The organism is Pseudoalteromonas sp. DL2-H2.2, from assembly GCF_021532535.1.
Classification (GTDB): Bacteria; Pseudomonadota; Gammaproteobacteria; order Enterobacterales; family Alteromonadaceae; genus Pseudoalteromonas; species Pseudoalteromonas rubra_A.
In genome coordinates this window covers 124,720-150,599 of the sequence record NZ_JAKGBD010000003.1, presented here as the reverse complement: position 1 = coordinate 150,599, position 25,880 = coordinate 124,720, and the positions used below count along the sequence as shown (strand labels likewise).

Here is a 25,880-nt window from a genome sequence, read left to right as displayed (position 1 = left end):
GCAAAGTCAGCTATCAGTGCACCACAGCAGGCCTACTTGGCCTGGCCAATGTCCGGATGCTGGCTTTGCAGCAAAATCTCATGTTCTGTCAGGGGCGCACTGTAATAGTAGCCCTGTACAATAAAGCAGTTATTTCTTTGTAAGAATGCTACCTGCTCCTCAGTCTCCACCCCTTCTGCAATGACCTTCATACTCAGTTTTTGTGCCATCGCGATGATTGCCGCAGTGATCTCCATATCATTGGAATCCTCGGGGATATCTTTGACAAAGGAGCGATCGACTTTCAGCACATCGACCGGGAAACGCTTGAGGTAACTCAATGACGAGTAGCCCGTACCAAAGTCGTCGATCGACAAGGACACGCCAAGCTTCTTCATTTCCAGTAGTTGCTCTATGGCGGCTTCAACATCGCCCATTAACATGCTCTCTGTCAGCTCTAAATGCAGCATCTGGGGAGACAGGCCGGTTTCTTTTAGCGTCGTGGCAATGTGTTCGATTAATTCGACGTCTTTAAACTGGCGTGCCGACAAGTTGACAGAAATATCCGCAGCCCGTCCACTGCGGCGCAAGCGGGCTGAGAACTGGCAGGCTTCACGCAGTACCCACGCACCCAGCTCAACTATCATGCCGGTCGCCTCAGCGATAGGAATAAACTTCGTTGGCGCAATAAAGCCTTTTTCAGGGTGATACCAGCGCACCAGCGCCTCATAGCCGACAACCTGCTCTGTGGTGCTGTCTATCTGAGGCTGATAGCGCAGGCTAAACTGCCCTTCTTTGATGGCCTGACGCAGCTCGTTTTCAATATATAAACGCTCGTTAGCTGCCGCATCCAACTCCTGCGAGTAGAAGTGGAAGGTATTTCGCCCTTTTGCTTTGGCTTCGTACATGGCCAGGTCGGCATGCTTCAGGAGTTGCTCTTCTTCTTTGCTATCAAACGGGGCCAGGGTAATACCAATACTGGCGCTGACAATCACTTCGTTATTACCAAGACGAATGGGCTTTGCCAGTGTGCGCTGGATTGTGTAGGCCACATCCATGGCGTTTTCCCGACTCTCGATACCACTAAGCAGCACAGCAAATTCATCGCCGCCCAGGCGCGCTATGGTGTCTTCTGCACGCAGTCGCTGTTTGAGTCTGTCTGCCACTTCAACCAGTAAACGGTCACCTGCATCATGGCCCAAGGTGTCATTGATCCGCTTGAATTCATCGAGATCAAAATAAAACAGGGCAAAAGCGTAGTGCCCGCGCTCGGCCAGCGCCATCGACTTGCGTAGCTGCATGCGGAAAAAGGTGCGATTAGCCAGTCCAGTCAGGGTGTCAAAATAGGCCAGTTCTTCCATTTTGCGCTGGCTTTCTTTCACAAAGGAAATATCCTGAGCCGACGCAACATAACTGGATATCCGCCCGCCATCTTCGCGAATGGGAGAAATACTAAGACTGACCCAGATCTGTTCATTCGACACGCCCTGCAGCAGCGTATCACCCCGCCAGTAATTGCGACTGCGCAGATCAAAATCAATGTCGTCTATGATGATGGCCATTTCTTTTGACACGATAGCCAGCAAAGGTGAGCCAATAAAATGTGCTTCGTTGTAGCCAGTCATCTCCAACATTTTGGGGTTTACATACTCTATCTTAAACCTGTCGTTGGTAATTATGACTCCAGTACCAGAGAACTCTACCGCCTTGCCAAGTCGGTTGGCCTGCTTTTGCGCCGATTCTTTTTCAGATACCCGGGTATTCAAACCCTGGATCAGTTTGCGAGTTTCACCACTCATATCATTGATTGACGCGTTCAGTACACCTAACTCATCATGTGCATCAGGCAGTGCGGGATGATCAAGCTGACCTTTGCCAAAAGAATTCAAAGCATCGGCGGCGTAATTAAGGCGCTTAAGGATCAGGTGATAAATTATCTGATGCAGCAGCAAAGACACAAACAAGCCATAAAGGATAAATAGACCCGAGAACTTCCATTTTAAATCGTTGAGTGCAAACAGCGCGGTATCTCGTTGTTTGTAATATCCTATGTACCAATCCAGCTCCGTCAGATGAACAACATTCGCCAAATAGGCCGCCTCGTTATAACCGAATTCACTTTGTAAACTGGGCAGATTGACCTGCAAGGTACGCTCAATCATTTGTTTAAAAGCCTGAGGCAACGATGATTTATCTGCCAGCTCGTTGTTATGCGCCAGGATCCCCATGTTAGGTGCAGATAGCACGCGCCCCTGCTTATCAAAGACGATATACGCCAGATCCTCACTGGCTTCAGGCAAGTGTCTCAGCAGCACATCTAACTCCAGATCACTGCCAGTAAACCCTTGATAGGTGTCGTCTACGTATACGGGAACCAGCACACTGACGACCCATTTGCTCCAGACTTCATCGAAGTGGATCCCGGACCATAGCGCCTGACGCGTCGGGTTAAGTTCTTCACGCAGTAAAGGCAGTGCATGGGTGCTGAAATGATTGCCTCCTTTGCCCTCTACCAGCAAAGAGTTTGGCGGCGATATACGTACAAAATCGTCTGTGGTATACAGGTAAAAATTGAAAAAATCCTGCAATAACAAAGGAGACAGAGAGTTCCACACATATTCAGATTCAGTGAGCAGAGTTTGAGTTTGCTCATTCAGGTTCTTGGCGGGCAGGTAAGCGGCTGAAATGCCATTCGCTGCAATGCTATTAATACGCTCGTCGGTATGGTTAAGCTGTACCTGATGCTGTGTCGCCGCGTCTCCAGATTGCTCTGTAAACAAAGCGCGACTCACCACCATATTGGCCTGCTGAGCCAACTTTTTCTTTGAGGTCAGAAATTCAGAGAAATGCATCAAGGTTTGTTCACTTTGCACTCTCAGCTTATGAAACTCTTCATAAACTAGCTGCCTTTCTTCGGTTTTCAGCAGCAAAGCGGCTGCGATGGCGCCGGCCATCAAACACACAACGGCAGTGAGCAGCGGGAGCTTGACACTGAGCGAGTTAAAACCAAAGCGAGACACAGGTCGTCGATAGCCCACGATAAACCTTTTAGCTAGTTACAGTTTTTTTATATTGAGTGCGCAGAATATACCAGATCATGGGGAACCTCGCCAAACACTTTGCCAGATATGTCAACATTCGGGCTTGTATAGTTAAAATGATCTGTGCTAATAATAGCGTTAATTAGATTAAGCACCACAAATTAGACAGATTTATGACTTTAAACACACGCAACTATTTTTTCTTTTTTAGCTTCTTTAGGTGAAGAGGCTTAACTGTTTGCGTGTAAAAGTTCAGATAGCTAAGCCTCCCACACTGGGAGGTTTTTTTTTGGCAAAATGGGAGTGAGGACCTATGACACAAGATACTTTGGATGCCCTGCGCAAGGACATCAATGAAATTGATTCAGAACTGCTGATCCTGCTGGCAAAGCGCCGCAGACTGAGCCACAGCGTTTTAGAGTATAAGATCACCAATAACAAACCGATCCGAGATGAAGCGCGCGAACTGGCGCTGCTGGAAAAACTGATCAGCTACGGGAAATCTCTGGGTCTGGACCCTTTCTATATCAATAACGTTTTTCAGGTGATCCTCGAAGACTCGGTATTAAATCAACAAGCAATGCTACAAAAGAGCCTGAACCAGGAGTCGTTGAGTGATACCCATAAAGTCGCGTATCTCGGCGGGCAAGGCTCTTATAGCCAGCTTGCGTGTCATAAGTATTTTAGCCGCCGTCCGGGCACCTTAGTTGAGCTTGGCTGTCAGACGTTTTCCGACATTACTCAGTCGGTTGAAAAAGGCCAGGCAGACTATGGTATTTTGCCAATTGAGAATACCAGCTCGGGCAGTATTAACGAAGTGTTTGACTTACTACAGCACGCTCAGGTCTCCATTATTGGTGAGGTGACACACAGTGTTGAGCACTGTTTGCTGGCACAAGAAGGCACAACACTTAAAGACATCAATAAGATTTTTGCTCACCACCAGCCTTTTGCACAGTGCAGCCGCTTCTTAGAAGGGCTTGGTGATCTAACACAGGAAACCTGTGACTCTACGTCCAGCGCACTGAAACTGGCAGCTGATACGCCAAACAGTGCCGCCATCGGCTCTGCACAAGCCGGCAAAGGGTTTGGACTGGAAGTCCTCAAAAGTGGCCTGGCTAACCAGGCAGAAAACCACAGCCGCTTTATTGTGGTTGCGCGTCAGCCGCTTCAGGTATCGACGCAAATTCCAACCAAGACCAGCCTTATCATGGCCACCAAACAAAAAGTCGGTTCACTGGCCGACGCACTGATGGTGTTTAAAGAGCACAATATCAATATGACCAAGCTGGAGTCACGCCCGGTACCAGGTAACCCGTGGGAAGAAGTGTTTTATGTTGACCTGCAAGCCAATGTTGCAGACAGGCTGGTGCAAAGTGCCCTGGAATCTCTGAAAGAGCATACTCAGTATGTGCGCATTCTGGGTTGCTATCAGAGTGAATCGCTGCAGGCAGTGGAAGTGGTGTAATACCAATTACACTTAATACCTGGTCAATTTGAAGGAGCAAATATGCCGCTAACGGTGTTAAAAATTTCTCATTTAGAACAACTAAATAGCAAAATTTTTGCCCCGCCTACATGGATGTAGGTGCCTCAGCGATAGCAGGACACGAGAGCGGTGTTATCGACGATATTTTCTCGCCTCAAAATAGCACACTTAATTAAGCAACTTGGTATAAAAAAACGAGAGCGAGGCTTCCCTCGCTCTGCCATCAGTCCATTAAGAAATGACCTTTGCGTCATTGGCCTTATTAAGCAGACCGCGACTTTGTCGTAAGAAGGTTTGTGCACTGTCCGAGAAATAGCTTTTCGCCTCTTCAAACGCCGCCATCAGCGCCGCTTTATCACCTGTCTGCAAGCGACTCAGGGTTTGAGCAAAGGTATCCTGATAACTGGCAAGCAAGCCTTCTACTTCGTCAAATTGTGCCAGCATAATGTCGGTGTAGAGCTCTCCCGATTGCGCAAACAAGCGCCCAACCATCATCAGCTCAAGCTGGTAAATAGGTGATGAGCAGCTTCTCAGCTCTTCCAGTGTATGGCACTGGCGGGCCAAAAACTGACCGTATACAAACGTCGTGAGGTGGCGCATGACCTGGATGATCTGCATAGCCTGATCGTGCTTTTTCGCTGCCATATTTGCCAGGTGACAGCCCCAGATCTGCAATTGTTCAAGCAGCCCCTGATACGCCTGCTCACCTCGGCCGTCACACACTACGACGGTTTGTTTCACCCAATGTGAAATATCCGGGCCAAACATGGGGTGCAGGCCAACCACAGGACCTGTATGTTTGTTCATCATGGCCTGCAAAGGCGCTTGCTTAACCGAGGTAATATCGGCCAGTACGCAATCCTCGGGCAGCTCAGGCAACTCATTGATCACCTGCTCCAGAGCATTAATAGGCACACTCAGCAACACCAGTTTGGCATCGGCCAGGATCGTCTCTTGCTCAGCCTGTTGTGCTTTGTCGAGTATGCGTACTTGGTACCCGGAGCGCTCAAGCTGGCGGGCGAACAGCTGGCCCATTGCTCCTGCACCACCCACGATCACCACAGGCGATAGCTGAGGGGCTGCACACGCCAGTTCACTTTGCTGATTCTCATAGGCCTCACGCATCATGCGGCGCAAAATGTCTTCGACCAGATCCGGATTGACCCCTTTTTGCTCTGCTTGTGCTCGCCGGGCCTCAATCAGGCTGGCTTCGCGCTGCGGCACATGTAAAGGCGCCCCGGTGGCTTGCTTAATTTTACCAACCTGCTCGGTAAGCTCGCGGCGCTGTGCCAGCAGATCAACCAACGCGCTGTCACAGGCGTCAATTTTCTCCCGCAGCAAAGCGAGTTCAGATGTTTGACTCATTCCCATAGTGTAAACTATTATTTACTTCAGTAAACCAAAAGATACACCCAGTCTATCAGGAAGAAATAGGATAAGAAAGCGGATTGAAATTATAGAGTATAAAAACCAAAACGGGCCACTCAAAGAGTGGCCCGTTTTTAAGCATTGGTAAATGCGACGTATTAGTTAAGTTTTTCTTTAATACGTGCAGACTTACCAGAACGCTCACGCAGATAGTAAAGTTTCGCGCGGCGAACTGCACCACGGCGCTTCACTGCAATGCTGCTGATAAGAGGGCTGTGCGTTTGGAATACACGCTCTACACCTTCACCGTTCGAGATTTTACGAACTGTGAATGCAGAGTGAAGACCACGATTACGCTTAGCGATTACAACACCTTCAAAGGCCTGTAGACGCTCTTTGTCACCTTCTTTAACACGAACCTGAACAACAACTGTGTCACCAGCGCCGAACGCAGGTACGTCTGTTTTAAGCTGCTCTTCTTCAAGCGCTTTAATAATATTTTGGTTTACTTTTGCCATTTTATTTCTCACATTCCTAGGAGTAACTGTCTTCTAGCCACAAGCTTCATGTTCTTGCTGAAATTCAGCAAGCAAACGTGCTTGCTCCTCAGTCAGAGCTAGGTTACGCAACAAGTCTGGACGGCGTAACCAAGTTCTTCCCAGTGACTGCTTTAAGCGCCACTCGGCTATCGCTTGGTGGTTTCCACTGAGTAATACAGCAGGCACCTGTTTTCCATCCAACGTTTCTGGCCGAGTATAGTGTGGACAATCTAATAAGCCGTCTGAAAACGAATCTTGTTCTGCAGACTGGTTGTGGCCTAACACACCTGGCACCAATCGCGCGACAGCGTCAATCAATGTCATGGCGGGCAGTTCACCCCCACTTAAAATAAAATCCCCGATGGACCATTCTTCGTCGACATACGACTCGATGATCCGCTCGTCTATACCTTCGTAGCGACCAGCGACTAAAATCAACTTTTCGGATTGAGCCAGTTCGACCGCACCTTGTTGATCTAACTTCCGCCCTTGTGGAGACATATAAATTACTTTAGCGCCTTCCCCTGCTGCCTGTTTGGCATCGAGAATGGCTTGTTTGAGAGGCTCGACCATCATCAGCATGCCCGGACCCCCACCATAAGGTCGGTCGTCAACGGTTCTGTGCTTATCCAGTGCATAGTCTCTCGGATTCCAGCAGTGAAAGTCGATCAGTCCGTTTTTTACGGCCCGACCGGTGACACCTTGCTGAGTTACCGCGTCAAACATTTCAGGAAAGAGTGAGATCACCCCAACCCATAGTTTTTGCTGTTCACTCATTAAAACGCCGGATCCCAGTCTACAGTAATTTCTCGTTCTTCGTGCTTAACCTCAATCACAACAGAATCTGTCAGGAATGGAATTAAGCGCTCAGACTGACCAAATGCATCTTTTTTGTTTGCTTTCACAACCAAAACGTCATTTGATCCTGTCTCCATCAAGTCATCAACATGACCCAGGTTATACCCTTTTGTCGTAACGACTGTCATACCGATGAGATCTCGCCAATAAAACTCCCCTTCTGGTAATTCAGGGAGCTGCTCTACATCCACTGAGATTTCTGCATTGGTCAGTGCCATTGCTTCGTCTCTGTCGTTGATGTTCGCAAACTTGGCGATAAAGCCCTTGCTGTGACGACGCCAGTCACTCACTTCAAGGGTTTGCCATTTACCTTGTTGACCTATCAACCATGGGCTGAAATCGAAGATCCCTTGGGGATCATCAGTAAATGAATGCACCTTAAGCCAACCTTTGATGCCATAAGGAGCACCAAGTTTACCAACAACGATTGTCGAGGTTTTTTCTTGACTCATGGTTACACTTACGCCTATTAAGCCGCTTTACGAGCGTCTTTAACCAGTTTCGCTACGCGATCTGAAAGACCAGCGCCTTGACCTACCCAGTGATCAACACGGGCAAGGTCTAGACGAAGTTTTTCTTCTTGACCAGCAGCGATTGGGTTAAAGAAACCTACTTTCTCGATGAAACGACCGTCACGCGAGAAACGGCTATCCGCAACCACGATTTGATAGAATGGACGCTTTTTAGCGCCGCCACGTTGCAAACGAATAGTTACCATACCGTCCTCTACATAGATTGACTGTTTTCATTAATAAGATTTGCTTCCCACTTTGGGAAGCTGGGGAATTGTACGTCTTTTTTCACGCATTGCAAGTGTGAAATCCATTTTATTACCAAATGATGAAGATGCTCGGTAATTGACAGAAGATGACGCCTAAATTGTGTGAGTGCGATGACCAGCCTGGGCCATATCGCAACTGAGGGCATAAGTATAAAAGAAGGGCTGCAAAACAGACACCCTTCTTTATATACAGTGGTACTTTAACTGTGCTGACTAGAAGGTGATTTTAACTTTGGCCGCCAGATAACGTCCCGGCATTGTATACTGAGACAAGCTGGTGTCGGCAGCACTACCAGCAACCCGCTCGTAATTAACGTATTCCTTATCCAGCAAATTAAAGACCCCCACATTGAGTTGCCAGCTGTGCCACTGATAATCTGCAAACACATCGACCGTGGCCCAGCCAGCGGTTTTGATTGCAGCGTCAGAGGGGACTTTGTCCATATGACTGGCAGCACGCAACGCCGTTGTCAGCGACCACTGCTCAGATTCATAACGCGCTTTAACAAAGCCATTAAGCGGGCTCAGCGATTCTATGTAGTCATCGGTCTGTGAATTTTTACCATGCAGGTAGGTCAGGCCACTGTCGATGGCAAGCTGGTCATTCAGCCACAGGGTCATATTGGCTTCAACCCCTTTGATTTTTACTTCTTCAATATTCTGGTACTGAAACACCTGTTTGCTGACATTGGGGATAAAGGTCGGCTCAGTGCGTACCAGTTGGTTGGCAATAAAATCATCAAAAGTCGAATGGAATACGGCTACGGAAAACTGACTGCTATCGAAATTGCCTTTTAAGCCCAGCTCTATGCTGTCACTGTATTCCGGATCCAGGTCTGAATTGGGGATGATCTGGTAGAAAGGCTCAACACCGTGGCTCTGATAAGCCTGATCGTGTGGCGGGATCTTAAAACCACGCGCATACTGGCCCACCAGGCTGAGATTCTGGGACAAGCTGTATACCATGCCCAGTTTGGGTGACAACGCCGTTGCATCAATTTTTTCAAAGACCCCGTCGGTGTACAACGCACTTTGCTTAGGGTCCATCTGATAACTGTCCAGTCGCAAGCCCGCATTTACGCTCAGGGTATCGGGCAGCAGCGTTACGTTATCCTGGACAAATAGTCCAATCAGCCTTGTATCCGCGCCGGGGAACGCTTTTTGTGGCTCATGATCTTTAACCAATGTGCCTTGCAGGTTGCGCCGTGACTTATAACGCGGGCGCTCGGTGTCATACTGGTCGAAATCAGCCCCATATACGAGTTGGTGCGCAACATCGCCAACGTTTAACTGTTTGTCCAGTACCAATCGGGTGCCAACAATCTGCTGCTCAAAGCGATAGTCATTGATATCAACGTAAGGACCTGAGCGGTCAGCACCAGCACGAGTTTGGTCGCTGCGCTGCTCATAATCGCTGAAGTATACCTGGGCCTCCAGATTATCGTACAAGGTGGTTGCCGCGCTGCTATTATAGAGTACAGACACCGACAGGCTGTCGTTCTCTTCCTTTGTTTCGTGGCTCTGAGCTGCCAGTACCTGCTCGGTTTCTTGTGTGTAATAATCCAAAGTGGTTAACAGGCTGGACTGCGCCCCCAGGGTCAGCTCACCTTTGAGTACCGCAGCCGTAGAGGTGTAGTCCGCCTCAGGTAAGGTTTCATCATAATTCTGTGTCTGGCCGCCATCTCGGCGCGTTAACTGGAGCGATGCAGCATGCTCGCCAAGGCGCTTTGCAAACACGCCGCTGAGGCTTTGCTCATCACTGGCACCGTGATAACCGGCGCTGAGATGGGCATAGCTGGCGGCATCCGCCAGATAATCAGATGGCGATTTGGTGGCTATCACGACGATGCCGCCAAGTGCGTCAGAGCCATAAAGTGAAGATGCAGCCCCCTTCGCAACTTCGATTTGCCTGACACCTTCTAAGTCCAGATAACCACGGCCGATTAACAAGCCCTGACCTCCTTCGTAGGCATCATTGAGTCGACGACCATCTTTAATATACACAACCCGGTTACCGCCAATGCCGCGCACGGTGATCGCCTGGGCGTTACCCGCACTGCCCTGTGTGGTAATACCGGTTTGATAACGAAATGCCGAGGCCAGGTCGATACTAACTTCCTGCTCCAGAGCCTGCTCGGTCACCACACTGACGCTGCCTGCGACATCCGACAGCTTCTGTTCGACCCGTGAACCGCTGACCACAATCACGTCTGCCGACTTTTCAAATTCATCGGCCTTAACATCGGTCGTACCAAAAAGTGCCGCCACTACACCAAGCGCAATACTGCTGTGCTTTAAAGTCATTAGAAACCTCATTCAGGGAATTAAACAGAACTATTTTGCTGAGCACTATAATGTTCCTAAAACCCATTTGCAAATGATAATGGTTTGCGTTTTTATATTTATGTAGATTTATGCATTTTCATTACGTAGAATCACCTTCAGACCGGGGACGTGCAATCAGGCTGTCTGTTTTGACGGATTAATAAACTGTAAGCAAATACCCAGACCCATTTAATACAATTGAATTTAACGGGATAAAAAATGCAAAAACTTGTGTTTCTGATTGTGCTAGCAGTGCTCAGCAACCCAATACTCGCAGCTCAGCGGGTCGTTATCGCCGGCGGCTCCTTAACGGACATCGTCTTCGCTTTGGGTGGCGGTAAAGATGTTGTGGCGGTTGATACCTCAAGTACCTCGCCGCTGCAAGCAACTCAATTACCCAAAGTTGGCTACTATCGGGATCTGGCAGCTGAAGGGGTGCTCTCTCAGCATCCCGAGCTGATCCTGGCATTACAAGGCAGTGGCAGGCCCGAGGTCTTAACCCAGCTGCGCAGCACGGGCGTTAAACTAAACCTGTACGATAAGCCGACCAATATTAATGAACTCTTTAACCTGATAGGTCAGCTGGGCCGGGATCTAAACCGCCAAAGCCAGGCACAGGGTCTTATCGCTCGCCTGAAACAAACCTTGCCTGCCAAAGCGCCGCCGTCGTCGCTCAGTGCCCTGTTTATTCTCTCTGCGGGCGATCGCGGTGTTACCGTGGCGGGCCCAGAAACTGTGCCAGATCTCTTATTTGGCTACACAGGGATCCGTAATCTGGCAACGGCACCCGGCTACAAACCCTTCAATCGCGAGGCCATGCTGGTCAGTGCACCCGATTTTCTGGTGGCGCCCAGCCATGTTGTGTATAGCCTGGGCGGCCCTGAGCAGTTTTGTCAGCAAAGTGCCCTGGCATTACTGCCGGCCGCGCAGCAGTGCCGACTGCTGGTCATGGACTCTCTGCTGTCGATGGGCATGACCACCCGATTGCCCGAGGCCATTGCTCAGCTTGCTGCCTATCGGGAACAATCTGCGCTATGACACCTACACTTGCTATTCTGACAGCCCGTCATCACCAGATCTGGTTATGGCTTAGCGCTGCCATGGTGATTGTGCTCGCCTGGTTATCTCTGAGTAGTGGCCCGGTTGGCTGGGACTGGCGCATGCCTCTGGTTGCCATATTGCCTGACGCATTTGTTCAGGACATCAGCCAGCTGCATGTGACTGTGGTAACTCAGATCCGCTTACCCAGGCTGCTGCTGGCACTGTTGGTGGGCTGTGTACTGGCCTGCAGTGGTGCTGCCAGTCAGGCATTGTGTCGCAACCCATTGGCGGACCCAAGCCTGATGGGCGTAACCGGTGGCGCGGCCGTTGCAGCCATAGCCGTAATTGCACTGTCGCCCAAGGTTGCCTTTATCAATGAGTCCATGGTCGCACCAGCTGCGTTTCTGGGCGCTCTGGCGATCACCTCTTTATTGTACCGGATTGCCAGTCACCAGGGTCAGGTCCAGATCACGGTATTGCTGCTTGCCGGTGTGGCCATCAATGCCGTTGCCATGGCCCTGATAGGGTTATTTAGCTTTTTTGCCGACGATACCTCGCTGCGCCTGATGACCTACTGGCAGATGGGCGCACTGGCCGGCGCCAGCTGGCCTGCCATGCAATATGGTGCGCCGCTGATCCTCGTCTGTATCGCCATGCTGTTTATTCGTCGTAAACAGATCAACGCTTTGATGCTCGGAGAGCGCGATGCCAGACATTTGGGCGTTAACGTCAGACGACTGAAAAATGAGGTGATATTTTTGATAGCGCTGGGCGTAGGTGGCGCTGTTGCCATGTCGGGCATGATAGGCTTTGTCGGTCTGCTGGTCCCGCACTTGGCACGCCTGCTGGTCGGCCCCGATCTACGCCGCATGCTGCCTTTGAGTATGCTGCTTGGCTGTGTGGTACTGCTCACGGCTGACTGGCTGGCACGTCTGGTTGTCGCTCCATCAGAGCTGCCCATTGGTGTGATCACCGCCCTGTTCGGCAGTCCGTTTTTTGTCTATTTGCTGATCCAACAAAAACGAGGTGCACATGCTTGAATGTCGTAACCTGACAGTGACCCGCGGCGCCAAGCCGGTACTGACTGAGGTGTCATTGACGCTTAAAGCCGGTCAGTTTATTGTCTTGCTGGGTGAAAATGGCGCCGGTAAGTCGACCCTGCTGAGCGCGATTTGCGATGACATTCCTTATCATGGCGAGATCTTATGGCGCGGCGCACCACTCAATACGCTGGACCCGCTAACGCTGGCCACACAGCGGGCCGTGTTGTTGCAGCACAATCGGGTTAACTTTGCCTTTAATACCACCGAGCTTATCGCCATGGGCCGCTACCCTTATCAGGAAAGCCCCGACGAACAAGCCGCCGTGGTGGATCAACTCATCACCCAGCTGGCACTGGAGCAGCTCGCCAGCCGTGAGGTTACGCAACTGTCTGGCGGAGAATTTCAGCGCGCCCAGTTTGCTCGTTGCCTGGCCCAGCTAAATGCACACGACCCGGGCACCCGAAACAAGCTGATGTTGCTGGATGAGCCGACTTCGGCACTGGATCTGCACCACCAGCATCGGGTACTCAGTGCCGCGAAACGCTTTGCCCGTCAGGGCAATACGGTTATTGCCGTGTTACATGATTTAAATCTCGCGTCGCTTTATGCTGACCGGATCCTCTTGCTGGATAATGGCCAGATCCGCAGCGATGGCCCGCCGCAAGACGTCCTCAGGCGCGATGTATTGCAACCCATTTACCAAACAGGCATGCAGATTAACCTGCATCCCGGATATAATATACCTATGATATTCTCAGAACCGCTAACAGGAGCTCCCAATGCGTGAACAAGCTGTTTTTGAAGCGCGCCAGCTACTCAGACATTCGACTGTCTGTGTGATGTCTACACTCTCTAAAAACCTGGCCGGCTACCCGTTTGGCTCAGTCACGCCATTTATGAGTGACGATCAGGGTCGGCTGATTTTTTACATTGCAGGCATTGCACAACATTCACGCAACCTGACAGCCGACAGCAGAGTGTGCGCGACCATATTTGATGCGGCGCAAAGCGGCGATCAGAACGAGCATGCCCGCGTCACCATAGTCGGCGACGCCACCCCGGTGCCAGATGAAGAAGCAGCCGAGTTACTGCTGCGCTATGAGCGTCACTTTCCTGAGGCCATCAGCTACCGCCAGGCACATGATTTCAAATTGTGGCGTATGGACATAAAACGCGTGCGTTATATCGCCGGCTTTGGCCAGATATTCTGGCTGGAGGCAGATGAATGGGCACAGCCTGCTGCCAATTGGGATTTGGCCAGCGAAGCGCATATGGTGGCACATATGAATGACGATCATCAGGATGCCAATCAGTTGATCCTCAGGCTGGTGCATAATGTTGATGCCGCAGAGGTGACGATGACGACGATCCTCACTGAAGGCTGCTATTTAAGAGCCAATGACAAGTCTTATTACGTGTCCTTCGACACGCGCTGTGAAGACGCGACGGCAGTGCGTAAAGCGCTGGTGCGCCTGACCAAAGCCGCCCGCGCACAGTTCGATGAAGCCGTAGAAAGCTAACCATTAAAAAAGGACAGAGTGATTTACATCAGTCTGTCCTTTTCTTAATTTTGAGTCTGAATTAGAACTTCGGACCGCCGCCACCGAACATGCCCGGTGGCATCATGCCTTTCATATTCTTCATCATTTTCATCATGCCGCCCTTACCCTTCATCTTTTTCATCATTTTTTGCATCTGGGTAAACTGCTTGAGCAGCTTATTGATATCCTGAACCTGAGTACCTGAACCGGCTGCGATCCGCTTCTTACGTGATCCTTTGATCACTTCCGGACGCGCGCGCTCGTGCGGTGTCATGGAGTTAATGATGGCTTCCATCTGATTAAAAGTCTTGTCATTCACCTGACCTTTAACGGCATCCGGCAGGTTTGACATACCAGGCAATTTATCCAGCATCGACATCATGCCGCCCATGTTCTTCATCTGGCGCAGCTGCTCAGCAAAGTCTTCGAGCGTGAAGCCATCACCTTTAAAGACTTTCTCGGCCACTTTAGCCGCTTTGTCTTTATCAACCTTAGACTCGACCTCTTCAATTAATGACAGCACGTCGCCCATGCCAAGAATACGTGACGCAACACGATCCGGGTGGAATGGCTCCAGTGCATCGGTACGCTCGCCCACACCGATGAACTTAATGGGTTTACCTGTGATATGACGGATAGACAAGGCCGCACCACCACGCGCATCACCGTCTGTTTTGGTCAGGATCACACCGGTCAGCGGCAGCGCTTCGTCGAATGCCTTCGCGGTATTTGCAGCATCCTGACCTGTCATGGAGTCGACCACAAACAGGGTTTCAATCGGTGAAATGGCCGCATGGAGATCTTTGATCTCGCCCATCATCTCGTTATCGACGTGCAAACGACCGGCAGTATCCACCAGCACTACATCAATGAACTTTTTCTTCGCGTGTGAGATAGCATTGGTAGCAATGTCCACCGGCTTTTGCGAAATATCACTGGGGAAGAACTCAACGTCTACTTCTGTGGCCAAGGTTTCCAGCTGCTTGATAGCCGCCGGACGGTAAACGTCGGCACTGACCACCAGCACAGATTTCTTCTTACGCTCTTTTAAGAACTTAGCTAGCTTGCCCACACTGGTGGTTTTACCCGCACCTTGCAGACCGGCCATCATGACAACCGCTGGCGGTTGCGCTGCCAGGTTCAGCTCTTCATTGGCCTCCCCCATGGCTTTTTCGAGTTCTTCACGTACGATCTTGATGAAAACCTGGCCCGGACTCAGGCTCTTAGTCACTTCAACACCCACTGCACGCTCTTTAACCTGCTTAACAAAGTCTCTGACGACGGGCAAAGCCACGTCCGCTTCGAGCAGTGCCATACGCACTTCACGGAGCGTTTCTTTAATATTGTCTTCGGTTAGTCGGCCGCGGCCGCTGATGTTTTTAAGCGTTTTTCCTAAGCGTTCTTGGAGGTTCTCAAACATTTATCGCTTCCAGTATGTCGTAATTGCCCAGCATTATACTGATATGCGCGTCACTAATACAGTATTCAAGTCAGTTAAGAAACTTTTTCCCTGCCCCTATGCAAGAACCCGTGCTTAAAATACAATAGCCTACAAAAGGAGCATGTAAGTAGAAAGCCACTCATGTTGATCATCAGTTTATCTTTGTTTGCCAGTCTGTTTTATGTACTTGCCACCGGGCATGTGTTGTCGCGCCTATTCCATAAGGAAGGCCCCAGCCAAAAGCTGACCATTATTTTCAGTACGGTGGCGATACTCAGCCACATGCTGGTGCTGGTAAATTCCGTGTTTACACAGGATGGACAGGACCTCAGTACCATTAATGTGGCACTGCTTACCTGCTGGGTCATTGTGGTGTCCGTGACTACGGTTTCCCTGAAGTTTCCGGCCACTTTATTATTACCCGTTGTCTATGGGTTCGCTGCGCTGCTATTGGTTGCCAGCTTGTTTGTGCCACATCATATCGTGATGAAATCACTGGATGTGGACATTGGTCTGGTCGTGCACATTTCCTTATCTTTGCTGGCTTACTGCGTGCTTATCATCGCCACGCTTTATGCGGTGCAATTTTACTTCATTGACCGCCGTCTGAAAGAAAAAGACCTGGCCATCATGCACAGTCATTTGCCGCCATTGATGCAGGTTGAATCACAGCTCTATCAACTACTGACTGTCGGTACGGGCCTGTTAACTCTGGCGCTGCTCTCTGGCTTTGTGTTCCTTGAAGGCATGTTTGCCAAAGAGTTTTTACACAAAACCGTGTTGTCACTGGTTGCCTGGTGTATGTTCAGTGCTGTTACTATTGGCCACCACCAGTTTGGCTGGCGGGGCAAGTCTGTGGTATTTGCAGTGTTAGGTGCGTCAGGTATCGTTACCTTGGCCTATTTTGGCAGTCGCTTTGTTCAAGAAGTGATCTTAGGTAAGTTTTAATCTAAGTTTTAGCTTAAGTTCACGGTTTTTGACTTGACTCTGAATTCTGGCTAACGCTTAATACTCCTTCGTAAGCAAAAAAGGGATCCTCTGTTGGACGACATATCAACCAGCGCCTTGTTTATTATTCTTGGCGTGCTTGTTCTGCTCTCGGGTTATTTTTCCAGTTCGGAAACCGGGATCATGTCTATCAATCGCTACCGATTGCGTCACTTGGTCAAAGAAAAACACAAGTCGGCACAACGCGTAGACGAACTTCTGAAGCGCCCAGACCGCTTAATAGGTCTGATCCTTATCGGTAATAACCTGGTTAACATTGCGGCCTCTGCGGTTGCCACTGTCTTAGGTATGCGCCTGCTGGGCGATGCCGGTATCGTGGTTGCCACCTTTGCACTGACGCTGGTCATTCTGATCTTCGCTGAAGTGACCCCCAAAACACTGGCGGCACTGTATCCTGAAAAAATCGCGTTTCCCAGCTCTGTGATTCTAAAGCTGCTGTTAAAAATACTCTTCCCTGTGGTTGTCACGGTTAACTGGATCACCAACGGCATGCTTAAGCTGATTGGGGTTTCTCCAGAGCAAATCGAAGAACACAGTCTGAGTAAAGAAGAACTTAAAACAGTCCTGAATGAATCCGGTGCCATGTTGCCAACCAATCACCAGGATATGATGACCTCCATCCTGGATTTAGATCATGTGACGGTTGAAGACATTATGATCCCGCGCAATGAGATCAATGCCATCGACATTAATGATGACTGGAAAGACATTTCCAAGAAGCTGACCAATGCACAGCACACTCGAGTGCTACTGTATCGCGATCAGATTGATGATGCCGTCGGTTTTATTCACTCGCGCGATGCCTTACGCCTGCTGACCAAAGAGCAATTTGATAAGCCCTCATTGCTGCGTGCAGTACGCGAGATTTACTATATTCCGGAAAGCACCTCGCTCAATACTCAGCTGCTGAAATTTCAGCAGAACAAAGAGCGTATCGGCCTGGTGGTAGATGAATACGGTGACATTCAGGGTCTGGTGACGCTGGAAGACATTCTGGAAGAAGTAGTGGGTGACTTTACCACGACAAAAACGCCTGCCCCAAGCGACGAAGTGGACGTACAAAACGACGGCTCCGTGATGGTTGATGGTGGTGCTAACGTGCGCGACCTTAATAAAGAAATGCGCTGGCATCTGCCAACAGAAGGGCCTAAGACTTTAAGTGGCCTAATTGTTGAGCACCTTGAGGATATTCCGCAGACCCAGCTGGGCCTGAAAATAGCGGGCTACCCGATGGAAGTGGTCGAAATCAAGGAAAATATGATCAAGGTGGTGAAGGTTTACCCGCACAAGAAAAAGAAGTCGGTCAAACCTCACTAATAAAAAAGCCGCGATTGCGGCTTTTTTTATTTCTGTATGCGTATGCACTTCAGGAAAACAAACGCTCGAACCAGTTCTTGTCCAGATCCGCTTCACAGCGTCTGAGCTGTGCGCCATAACGAGACGCCCTGTGCTTCACCTTGTTGGCAACTTTCATCAGCCACTTTTTCTTTTTGTATGTACCCCGACGATAGCCACCCCAGCCTTCGTGATAATTCAGGTATTGTGCGTAGGCATCCCACTTCGAAACACCATTGATTTTATGCGTTTTATACACAAACCACCCCATGAAATCGATGGCGTCTTCAAAGTCGTCTCTGTCGGCGCCTGAGTTGCCCGTCTCACGAATATAATCGCTCCAGGTCGGGGTTTTGGCCTGCGAGTAACCATACGCACTGCTGGCACGGCCAATAGGAATGACCCATAAAAAGTATTCCATCGGTGGTGCGGCATCGTGCCTGAATGAGCTTTCCTGATACATCATGCTCATCAGCACATGTTTGGGCGATCCCCACTTTTCTTGTGCATCTTTTGCATCAAAGTACCAGTCGTCCTTTTCTTCAAAAATCTTACAAATATCATTGGGTTGCTTAGGAGGTGCCGTGGCACAACCGGTGAGCGCAGCCAACAAAGGTAATAAAATTATTTTTTTTCTCATTTTTTTATGAACTCGTTGAACTTTTTTAAATTGTGCCGGTCTTACTTTCTGAATGCAGCAGTTTAGCATTGTTTCATCCCTGAAATTTATTTGCGCAGCCTCTCGGCTGCGTTTTTTTATGCCCGTGAAAAATAGTCTCGCAAGAACTCATTAAAAGGTGCGCTATCCGCCGCAACCACACCTTGCTCATCCGTAAATGACTGCGCACGCATTGTATCCAGCGTTTCAGCTTCATAAGCCTGATACTGGGCTGAGGCATGGTGCTGCTTGTAACGCGCGGCCAGTGATAAAGCCAGCTCGCCACTGTCCCTATCCTCGCTGGTAAGCTGTGCAACAATACGCCCGGAAATGGTCAGCTCTGGCTGAGTCACCCAGGCTTTGAGCTTTTCAATCACCTCAGCGTAACACTGTGTCCCCTGTGCCTCGTCCATTAACGCAGCCACGCTCTCAAGCTGAGCAAAGATGTCCTGGCCCCATTGCTGCAAAGAGCAAGCCTCAGCGCCGCGCTGCAACATGACCTGCGGGTTACGCCCTTCATTAATTACCTGCTGCAAGTTGGCATCACAGGTTTTTTGCTCCTCCCAGCTCAGCTCAGGAGAATCTTTCAATAAACAGTAACTGAGGAAAACGTCCAAAAATAGGATCTGCTCCAGATCGATACCGGTTTCACTGAAGGGGTTAACGTCCAGTGCCCGGATCTCTACATATTCAATGCCGCCCCGACTCAATGCCTGAGTGGGCGTCTCACCTGAACGTCCATTACGCTTTGGTCGGATAGGTGAATAGAATTCGTTTTCGATCTGCAGGATATTCTTGTTGAGCTGCTTAGGTGTCTCATGCTGATAGTCCGGGATATGGTGATACAGATCCGAGCGACAGCGGATGGCGTTTTGCAATCCGGTAATGTATTCATCCAGGCTGTTATATGTCACCTTCAGCGATGACTGAGCACTGTTGGTGTAACCCAAATCTCCCAGCCGCAGCGCGGTACCGTACTCCAGATACAGGGTGCCTTTACCCAGCTTTTTAAAAGGTAACTGGCTATTTTTGCCCTGCAAAAAGGAGCTACACAAAGCCGGCGATGCGCCAAACAGGTAGCTTATTAACCACAGTTCACGCTTGAAGTTACGGATAAGCCCAAGATACTGTGCGGAGATAAAGTCCTGCAGAGGACGCGTATCCTGCTCAAGCTGTTGCAAGCTTTGCCACAAGGTATCCGGGAAAGAGATATTGAAGTGCACGCCGGCAATGGCCTGCATCATACTGCCGTAACGGTTTTTCAGGCCTTCCCGATACAGGGTTTTCATCCGACCTATATTAGAGTCACCAAACTGGGCCAGCACGATATCGTCTTCGTGTTGAATGAAGCATGGCATACTCATTGGCCACAAAAGTTCATCGCCCATATGGCTCAGGGTGTACTTCTGTAAATCGCTCAGCTGCGCAAGCGTCTCCTGTGGAGACTCACTCACCGGGGTAATAAATTCCAGTAACGATTCAGAAAAATCAGTGGTGATCGCACCATGGGTCAATGCATGACCCGCGCCCTGTGGATGGGGCGTTTTGGCTATCTCTCCGGATGGCTTAATCCTCAGCGCTTCGCGTTCTATCCCGCGTTTAATGCCACGTAAAGCACTCAGATGTGCTGGTGTTGCAAGCGCTTTTAACTTGCCTTGTAAATTTAATTGTTTCAAAAACTAATACCTCGAGGCCCGGTGCTCAGTAGTACACAATGCTACTGTCAATTGGGGCAAATTACGAATACTCAAGCGGTAATGATCACTTTGCCACAATGAGTGCCCTGTTCAAGATACTCATGTGCCCGCTGAATATCGCTTAATTCATATTGCTGACTGACGACCACCTTTAATTGCCCGCTCTGGAAGGCTTGATACAAGTGGGTCAGTTGCGTCTGGTTTGCTTCAACCAACAGACCGCGTCCGCGAACCTGTTGCTCACGAGCAACCGCTAATATCTGCTCTTTGGTCACCGTTGGAATTGTCACTAAGTCTGAACCTGGCAGCAGGTTTCTTGTCATCTGCTCGCCAAGTGCTCCACCTACCAGATCGATCAGGATCCCGTCACGCGGCTGTGCCAAATAGTCCGTTGGCGTCATCGCCTGGATCTTCAGAGTCTCGAACAGCTCATGCTCAGTCCGACGGCTTACCGGGATCACCTCAAAACCACGGAGTCTGGCTATTTGCAGCAATAAATGGCCAACGCCACCGGTTGCGGCATTAACATACACAGGCCGGTTGTCAGGCTCAAAATCAGCCAGCGCCTGCCAGGCAGTTAACCCTGCCAGACACAGACCGGATAAACTGGTATCCGCTTTCTCATCCACCTTGATTAACTCTTCGGCGTCGGCATAAACATGGGTTGCATAACAACCTGGGTGCGCAGCAAAGCCAACCATGCCAATCACTGTATCGCCCGCTTGTAAGCGCGTTACCCCATTACCGGTTTGCACCACTTTGCCAAGCACATCGTACCCCAGGGGCAAAAAAGCATCCGCTAATTTAGCTGCGGCGACATAGCCAAGACCACAGCGTGTTTTAATATCTATGGGATTAACGGATGTTGAAATAACTTGAATCAACACCTGTTGACTTTGAGGTGGTGTCAGCGGTTGCGCCTGCTCACACAGTTCAGTGCTGCCACCAAATTGAAAGATGCCATACTGGCGAAAGTACTTTTCCATGGAAGATGCGGGTTTGAATGTTGATAAGGAACTCTAACATATCAAGCGAAAACCCCCAACCTCAGCACGTTGAATTTAGATATGAAATGGGACAGCGTTGTGCTGCCCCGTTGTTGCTGTGTTTAGCGGGTAAATACGATGTCATCGCCGCTGACATCGACCTTAATCACATCACCGGCGTCAAAGTCTCCCTGCAAAAGCTGCTGAGCCAGCGGGTTCTCAATATAATGTTGCACCGCGCGTTTAAGTGGCCGCGCACCATATACCGGATCGAAACCACTGGCGGCAATTTTATCCAATGCCGCATCGCTCAGCTCAAACCCGAAGCCTTTGTCGTGTAAACGCTGACGTAATTTCGCCAACTGAATGTCGGCGATTTGCTTAATGTGCTCGTTGATAAGCGGATGGAACACCACAGTTTCATCAATCCGGTTAATGAATTCCGGTCTGAACTGAGTGACCAGTACGTCCATCACCCGCTGTTTCAGTGTCGCATAATCATTGCTGCCCGCCTGCTCCTGGATCACATCAGAACCCAGGTTAGAGGTCATGATGATCACCGCATTTTTAAAATCAACGGTGCGACCCTGACCATCCGTCAGACGCCCGTCGTCAAGCACCTGAAGCAAAATATTAAACACATCCGGATGGGCTTTTTCTACCTCATCGAGCAAAATCACGGAGTAAGGGCGACGGCGAACCGCCTCGGTCAGGTAACCCCCCTCTTCATATCCTACATATCCCGGCGGTGCACCCACCAGCCGTGCTACGGAGTGTTTCTCCATAAACTCAGACATATCAATGCGCACCATGGCATCTTCGGTGTCAAACATAAAGCCAGCCAGCGCTTTGGTCAGCTCGGTTTTACCGACCCCGGTTGGACCCAGGAATAAGAATGAGCCAATCGGGCGGTTAGGATCGGCAAGGCCCGCGCGAGAACGACGAATGGCATTGGCCACTGCGCTGACGGCTTCATCCTGACCAATCACTTTTTTATGCAGCTCGTCTTCCATCTGCAATAATTTATCACGCTCACCTTGCAGCATTTTCGCAACCGGTATCCCGGTCCAGCGCGACAAAATCTCTGCAATTTCATCTTCACCAACCTGGTTTTTCAGCAAGCTCATTTCCTGCATTTCGGCCTGAGAGGCCAGATCCAGTTTGCGCTCCAATTCAGGAATACGGCCATATTGCAGCTCCGACATACGCTGCAAGTCGCTTGCCCGGCGCGCCACTTCGAGATCAAGTCGGGCCTGCTCCAGCTCAGCTTTGATCACCTGAGTCCCCTGCAATGAGGCTTTCTCGGCATTCCAGACTTCATCGAGCTCACGGTATTCCGTTTCGAGCTGCTGGATCAGCGCCTGCATTTCGCTGCGGCGCTTCTGGCTGGCCTCATCTTTTTCTTTGGCCAGTGCATTATCCTCAAGCTTGAGCTGGATAATACGTCGTTCCAGCTTATCCAGTTGCTCCGGCTTGGAGTCTATTTGTAAGCGGATTGAAGAGCCCGCTTCGTCGATCAGGTCAATGGCTTTATCAGGTAGTTGTCTGTCACTAATATAGCGGTGCGACAGCTGAGCCGCGGTAACAATGGCGGGATCGGTGATGTCCACGGAATGGTGCAGCTCATAGCGCTCTTTTAAGCCACGCAAAATCGCAATGGTGTCTTCGACACTGGGCTCAGCGACAAAAACTTTTTGGAAGCGTCGCTCCAGTGCCGCGTCCTTTTCAATATACTGACGATACTCATCCAGCGTTGTGGCACCTACACAGTGTAATTCACCGCGCGCCAGCGCAGGCTTGAGCATATTGCCAGCATCCATCGCGCCGTCGGTTTTACCAGCCCCGACCATGGTATGGATCTCATCGATAAACAGGATCACCCGGCCTTCTTCTTTACCCAGCTCATTCAGGACCGACTTCAGGCGCTCTTCAAACTCACCGCGATATTTAGCACCAGCGACCAGGGCTCCCAGGTCCAGCGACAATACTCGCTTATCTTTGAGCCCCTCAGGCACCTCACCATTAATGATGCGTTGCGCAAGGCCTTCAACTATCGCGGTTTTACCTACCCCCGGCTCACCAATTAAAACCGGGTTGTTCTTGGTGCGACGTTGCAACACCTGCACCGTGCGACGAATTTCATCGTCACGCCCGATAACCGGATCCAGCTTGCCCTGCTCTGCTCGCTCGGTCAGATCTATGGTGTATTTCTCCAGTGCCTGACGGGTATCTTCGGCATTTGGGTCATCCACTTTCTGACCACCACGGATAGCCTTAATGGCTTTTTCAATTTTATCCTGAGTGATATTTAACGAGCGGAAAATGTCGCCCAGCGGGCCTTTGTCTTCGCAGGCAGCAAATACAAACAGCTCACTGGAGATATATTTGTCTTTGCGCTTTTGCGCATATTTATCACATAAATTGATCAGTGAAATGAGGTTATTCGACAGCTGAACATCACCGCCCACCCCTTCCACCTTGAAAAGCTTTTCAATGGCCTGAGAAAGTTTAGTGTTGAGCTCATCGGCACTCACACCGGCCTGCGCAAACAGTGCACGGACACTTGAACCATTTTGTTGTAACAGTGCGTACATAAGGTGCACAGGTTCAATGAACTGATGGTCACGCCCCAATGCGAGAGATTGCGCATCAGACAGCGCTGCTTGAAATTTACTGGTAAATCTATCTATTCGCATACCCGAAATAACCTTATAAATAACTTAGTTACCTATAAAATGGGTATCAGAGGGAGTTTGATCAAGGTGCAGGCGACAAAAGAGCGAGATTTATACCAATTTGCTTAATTAAGTGTTCTATTTTGAGGCGAGAAAATATGTTCGATAACTAGGCAAAAATTTTGATATTTAGTTGTTCTAAATGAGAAATTTTTAACACAGTTAGCGTCATATTTGCTCCGTCAAATTGAACAGGTATTAAGTGAAATTGGTATTACTTGCGCCAAATCAAAGAGGCCATGCGGCCACAACGACCATCGCGACGATAAGAAAAGAAATGCTCAGGGTTGGACACTGTACACTGCGCCTGTGCCGAGACAGATTGCACGCCAAGTTGCGTCAATTGCTGTGTTGCCAGGGCGTAAATATCAGCCAGATAGCGACCATTTCTTTGTGCTTTAAAGGCACTCTGATGCGCCTGATGCCGGGCGACAAACTGTTCGCGTACTTCTTCGCCCACTTCAAAAGCCTGAGGGCCGATAGCCGGACCCAGCCAGGCATGAATTCGGGAGCTCGGCGCGCTGAAATGTGCAATCGTTCTGGCAAGAATATCCGCCGCCAAAGGACGCCAGCCACAGTGCACTGCGGCTATCTCCTCGCCATCGTCACTGGCCAGCAACACAGGCAAACAGTCGGCTGTCATAATTGCCAGCGCAAACTGGCGGGAGCGCGTAAAGAGTGCATCGGCCTGCGGCGTCTGAGTTATATCGTACTTTTCTTCTGCCAGGATCACCGTATTGCCGTGTACCTGCTCAAGCCAAACGATAGGAGCCGGGACCTGAGCCTGCAACTGTGCCCTGTTGCGTGCAACGGCTTGTGGATTGTCTCCAACATGACAGGCCAGATTGAAACCATCAAAAGGGGCCGTCGAAACGCCCCCCTGACGCGTTGTCGACAAGGTGCCGACAACCTCCTTTAATGGCCAATCCGGATGCAGCATATTAGTAGTCTATCTGTGGATTAAGCTTAAAGTCTTCACGCAATGCGGCTGTAAGTTTTTGCATATCTTCCGGGATAGGCGCTTCCCAGGTCATGATTTCACCGCTCACCGGGTGCGCTATACGCAGCTTAACGGCATGCAGCGCCTGGCGTTTAAAGCCACGCAAGGTGTCAAGGAACTCTGGCGATGCATTGCGCGGTGGGCAAGGACGGCCCCCGTAGAGCTGATCACCAATTAGTGGGTGCTTAAGGTACGCCATGTGGACACGGATCTGGTGCGTACGGCCCGTTTCAAGGCGCAAACGCAGGCGTGTATGTGCGCGAAACTTCTCCGCAACCCGGTAATGCGTAATTGCCGGTTTACCCATTTCATGAATGGCCATGTGGGTACGTTTAGTGGCATGGCGGCCAATGGGCTTTTCAACCACGCCACCCGCAGTCATGGTGCCATTACAGATGGCTTCGTATTCACGGGTAAAGTTTTCACGTGCCTGGAGGTTTTTCACCAAATGGGTTTGTGCGACTATGGTTTTGGCTACCACCATTAGCCCGGTGGTGTCTTTATCAAGACGGTGTACGATACCCGCACGCGGAACATTGATGATCTCCGGATGATGATGCAACAGGGCATTGAGCACAGTCCCATTTGGGTTGCCTGCACCAGGGTGCACCACCAGACCCATAGGCTTATTGATCACCAGAATGTCATCGTCCTCATAAACGATGTCTAACGCGATGTCTTGCGCTTCGTATTCCCGCTCTGCCTCAATTTGCGTTTCCACCGCAACGACTTCACCGCCCAGCAGTTTTTCCTTAGGGATCGCCAGAATATCGCCATTGACGGTGACTTTTTCATCGAGGATCCAGGTTTTTATTCTAGAACGTGAAAAATCGGGGAACAATTGCGCCAAAATCTGGTCTAGACGTTTACCGCCCAGTTCCACTGGCACATCGGCTTGTAGAGAAATTTGCTCAGACATGTGTAACTTTACCTAAAATACCAGTGCAAGCCATGCTCGACTGGGTTAGAATCGCATAAATGCATAGTTTACTCGGTTTTGCCGACTTGGCCTAGC

At 50.0% G+C, this 25,880-nt stretch carries 21 protein-coding genes; 7 read left to right on the top strand and 14 right to left on the bottom strand.

Features of this window, described 5'->3' with window-relative positions; all coding sequences use genetic code 11:
* Nucleotides 1–32: 32 nt before the first annotated feature.
* The gene (locus L1285_RS06295) at nucleotides 33–3,017 is read right to left on the bottom strand and encodes a putative bifunctional diguanylate cyclase/phosphodiesterase (RefSeq protein ID WP_235411407.1); all 2,985 of its coding nucleotides are present in this window, start codon (nucleotides 3,015–3,017) and stop codon (nucleotides 33–35) included.
* 316 nt (nucleotides 3,018–3,333) lie between these two features.
* Here L1285_RS06295 and L1285_RS06290 point away from each other — a divergent pair, with 316 nt between their 5' ends.
* Entirely contained in the window at nucleotides 3,334–4,488 is a 1,155-nt protein-coding gene (locus L1285_RS06290; RefSeq protein ID WP_046006654.1) for a chorismate mutase, read from the top strand.
* Between the two features lie 252 nt (nucleotides 4,489–4,740).
* On the opposite strand, the gene tyrA is transcribed toward L1285_RS06290, so the two are convergent.
* From tyrA to L1285_RS06260, 6 genes are all read right to left on the bottom strand, one after another.
* Nucleotides 4,741–5,874: a bifunctional chorismate mutase/prephenate dehydrogenase gene (gene tyrA, locus L1285_RS06285; protein ID WP_235411406.1), complete on the bottom strand. Its 1,134-nt coding sequence runs from the start codon at nucleotides 5,872–5,874 to the stop codon at nucleotides 4,741–4,743.
* A 161-nt stretch (nucleotides 5,875–6,035) separates the two neighbouring features.
* Nucleotides 6,036–6,395, bottom strand: a complete 360-nt coding sequence (rplS, locus tag L1285_RS06280) for a 50S ribosomal protein L19 (protein ID WP_046006656.1) — start codon at nucleotides 6,393–6,395, stop codon at nucleotides 6,036–6,038.
* Nucleotides 6,396–6,428: 33 nt separating this feature from the next.
* On the bottom strand, nucleotides 6,429–7,193 hold the full coding sequence (gene trmD / locus L1285_RS06275; RefSeq protein ID WP_235411405.1) for a tRNA (guanosine(37)-N1)-methyltransferase TrmD: 765 nt from the start codon (nucleotides 7,191–7,193) through the stop codon (nucleotides 6,429–6,431).
* Nucleotides 7,193–7,726, bottom strand: a complete 534-nt coding sequence (gene rimM, locus L1285_RS06270; RefSeq protein WP_046006658.1) for a ribosome maturation factor RimM — start codon at nucleotides 7,724–7,726, stop codon at nucleotides 7,193–7,195. The genes trmD and rimM overlap by 1 nt, the downstream gene beginning before the upstream one ends.
* Nucleotides 7,727–7,743: 17 nt before the next feature.
* Entirely contained in the window at nucleotides 7,744–7,992 is a 249-nt protein-coding gene (gene rpsP, locus L1285_RS06265; RefSeq protein WP_010382415.1) for a 30S ribosomal protein S16, read from the bottom strand.
* A gap of 276 nt (nucleotides 7,993–8,268) precedes the next feature.
* Nucleotides 8,269–10,359, bottom strand: a complete 2,091-nt coding sequence (locus L1285_RS06260) for a TonB-dependent hemoglobin/transferrin/lactoferrin family receptor (RefSeq protein ID WP_235411404.1) — start codon at nucleotides 10,357–10,359, stop codon at nucleotides 8,269–8,271.
* 240 nt (nucleotides 10,360–10,599) lie between these two features.
* On the opposite strand from L1285_RS06260, the gene L1285_RS06255 reads away from it, so the two are divergent.
* From L1285_RS06255 to L1285_RS06240, 4 genes are read left to right on the top strand one after another with little or no spacing between them, the layout of a single operon-like run.
* Nucleotides 10,600–11,418, top strand: coding sequence for a heme/hemin ABC transporter substrate-binding protein (locus L1285_RS06255; protein ID WP_209052258.1), 819 nt, complete (start codon nucleotides 10,600–10,602; stop codon nucleotides 11,416–11,418).
* Nucleotides 11,415–12,461 (top strand): FecCD family ABC transporter permease, encoded by a 1,047-nt coding sequence (locus tag L1285_RS06250; RefSeq protein ID WP_235411403.1) that lies wholly within the window; start codon nucleotides 11,415–11,417, stop codon nucleotides 12,459–12,461. The genes L1285_RS06255 and L1285_RS06250 overlap by 4 nt, the downstream gene beginning before the upstream one ends.
* Nucleotides 12,454–13,251, top strand: coding sequence for a heme ABC transporter ATP-binding protein (locus L1285_RS06245; RefSeq protein WP_235411402.1), 798 nt, complete (start codon nucleotides 12,454–12,456; stop codon nucleotides 13,249–13,251). The genes L1285_RS06250 and L1285_RS06245 overlap by 8 nt, the downstream gene beginning before the upstream one ends.
* On the top strand, nucleotides 13,244–13,984 hold the full coding sequence (locus L1285_RS06240; protein WP_235411401.1) for a HugZ family pyridoxamine 5'-phosphate oxidase: 741 nt from the start codon (nucleotides 13,244–13,246) through the stop codon (nucleotides 13,982–13,984). Before L1285_RS06245 ends, L1285_RS06240 begins: the two co-directional genes overlap by 8 nt.
* Before the next feature lie 61 nt (nucleotides 13,985–14,045).
* Here the strand turns inward: L1285_RS06240 and ffh are convergent, their stop codons facing one another.
* Complete coding sequence (ffh, locus tag L1285_RS06235) at nucleotides 14,046–15,425, bottom strand: signal recognition particle protein (protein ID WP_046006663.1); 1,380 nt, start codon at nucleotides 15,423–15,425, stop codon at nucleotides 14,046–14,048.
* Between the two features lie 162 nt (nucleotides 15,426–15,587).
* Here ffh and L1285_RS06230 point away from each other — a divergent pair, with 162 nt between their 5' ends.
* Nucleotides 15,588–16,394 (top strand): cytochrome C assembly family protein, encoded by an 807-nt coding sequence (locus tag L1285_RS06230; RefSeq protein WP_125716299.1) that lies wholly within the window; start codon nucleotides 15,588–15,590, stop codon nucleotides 16,392–16,394.
* 93 nt (nucleotides 16,395–16,487) lie between these two features.
* Nucleotides 16,488–17,771: an HlyC/CorC family transporter gene (locus L1285_RS06225; RefSeq protein WP_046006665.1), complete on the top strand. Its 1,284-nt coding sequence runs from the start codon at nucleotides 16,488–16,490 to the stop codon at nucleotides 17,769–17,771.
* A 49-nt stretch (nucleotides 17,772–17,820) separates the two neighbouring features.
* Here L1285_RS06225 and L1285_RS06220 read toward each other — a convergent pair whose 3' ends face one another.
* From L1285_RS06220 to rluD, 6 genes are all read right to left on the bottom strand, one after another.
* Entirely contained in the window at nucleotides 17,821–18,429 is a 609-nt protein-coding gene (locus L1285_RS06220; RefSeq protein WP_235411400.1) for a transglycosylase SLT domain-containing protein, read from the bottom strand.
* 116 nt (nucleotides 18,430–18,545) lie between these two features.
* Nucleotides 18,546–20,123, bottom strand: a complete 1,578-nt coding sequence (gene gshA / locus L1285_RS06215) for a glutamate--cysteine ligase (protein ID WP_235411399.1) — start codon at nucleotides 20,121–20,123, stop codon at nucleotides 18,546–18,548.
* Nucleotides 20,124–20,194: 71 nt separating this feature from the next.
* Nucleotides 20,195–21,130: an NADP-dependent oxidoreductase gene (locus tag L1285_RS06210; protein ID WP_235411398.1), complete on the bottom strand. Its 936-nt coding sequence runs from the start codon at nucleotides 21,128–21,130 to the stop codon at nucleotides 20,195–20,197.
* A gap of 122 nt (nucleotides 21,131–21,252) precedes the next feature.
* Entirely contained in the window at nucleotides 21,253–23,826 is a 2,574-nt protein-coding gene (clpB, locus tag L1285_RS06205; RefSeq protein ID WP_235411397.1) for an ATP-dependent chaperone ClpB, read from the bottom strand.
* A gap of 253 nt (nucleotides 23,827–24,079) precedes the next feature.
* Nucleotides 24,080–24,805, bottom strand: coding sequence for a peptidoglycan editing factor PgeF (pgeF, locus tag L1285_RS06200; protein WP_235411396.1), 726 nt, complete (start codon nucleotides 24,803–24,805; stop codon nucleotides 24,080–24,082).
* A 1-nt stretch (nucleotide 24,806) separates the two neighbouring features.
* Nucleotides 24,807–25,784, bottom strand: a complete 978-nt coding sequence (gene rluD, locus L1285_RS06195; RefSeq protein WP_046006670.1) for a 23S rRNA pseudouridine(1911/1915/1917) synthase RluD — start codon at nucleotides 25,782–25,784, stop codon at nucleotides 24,807–24,809.
* Between the last annotated feature and the right edge of the window lie 96 nt (nucleotides 25,785–25,880).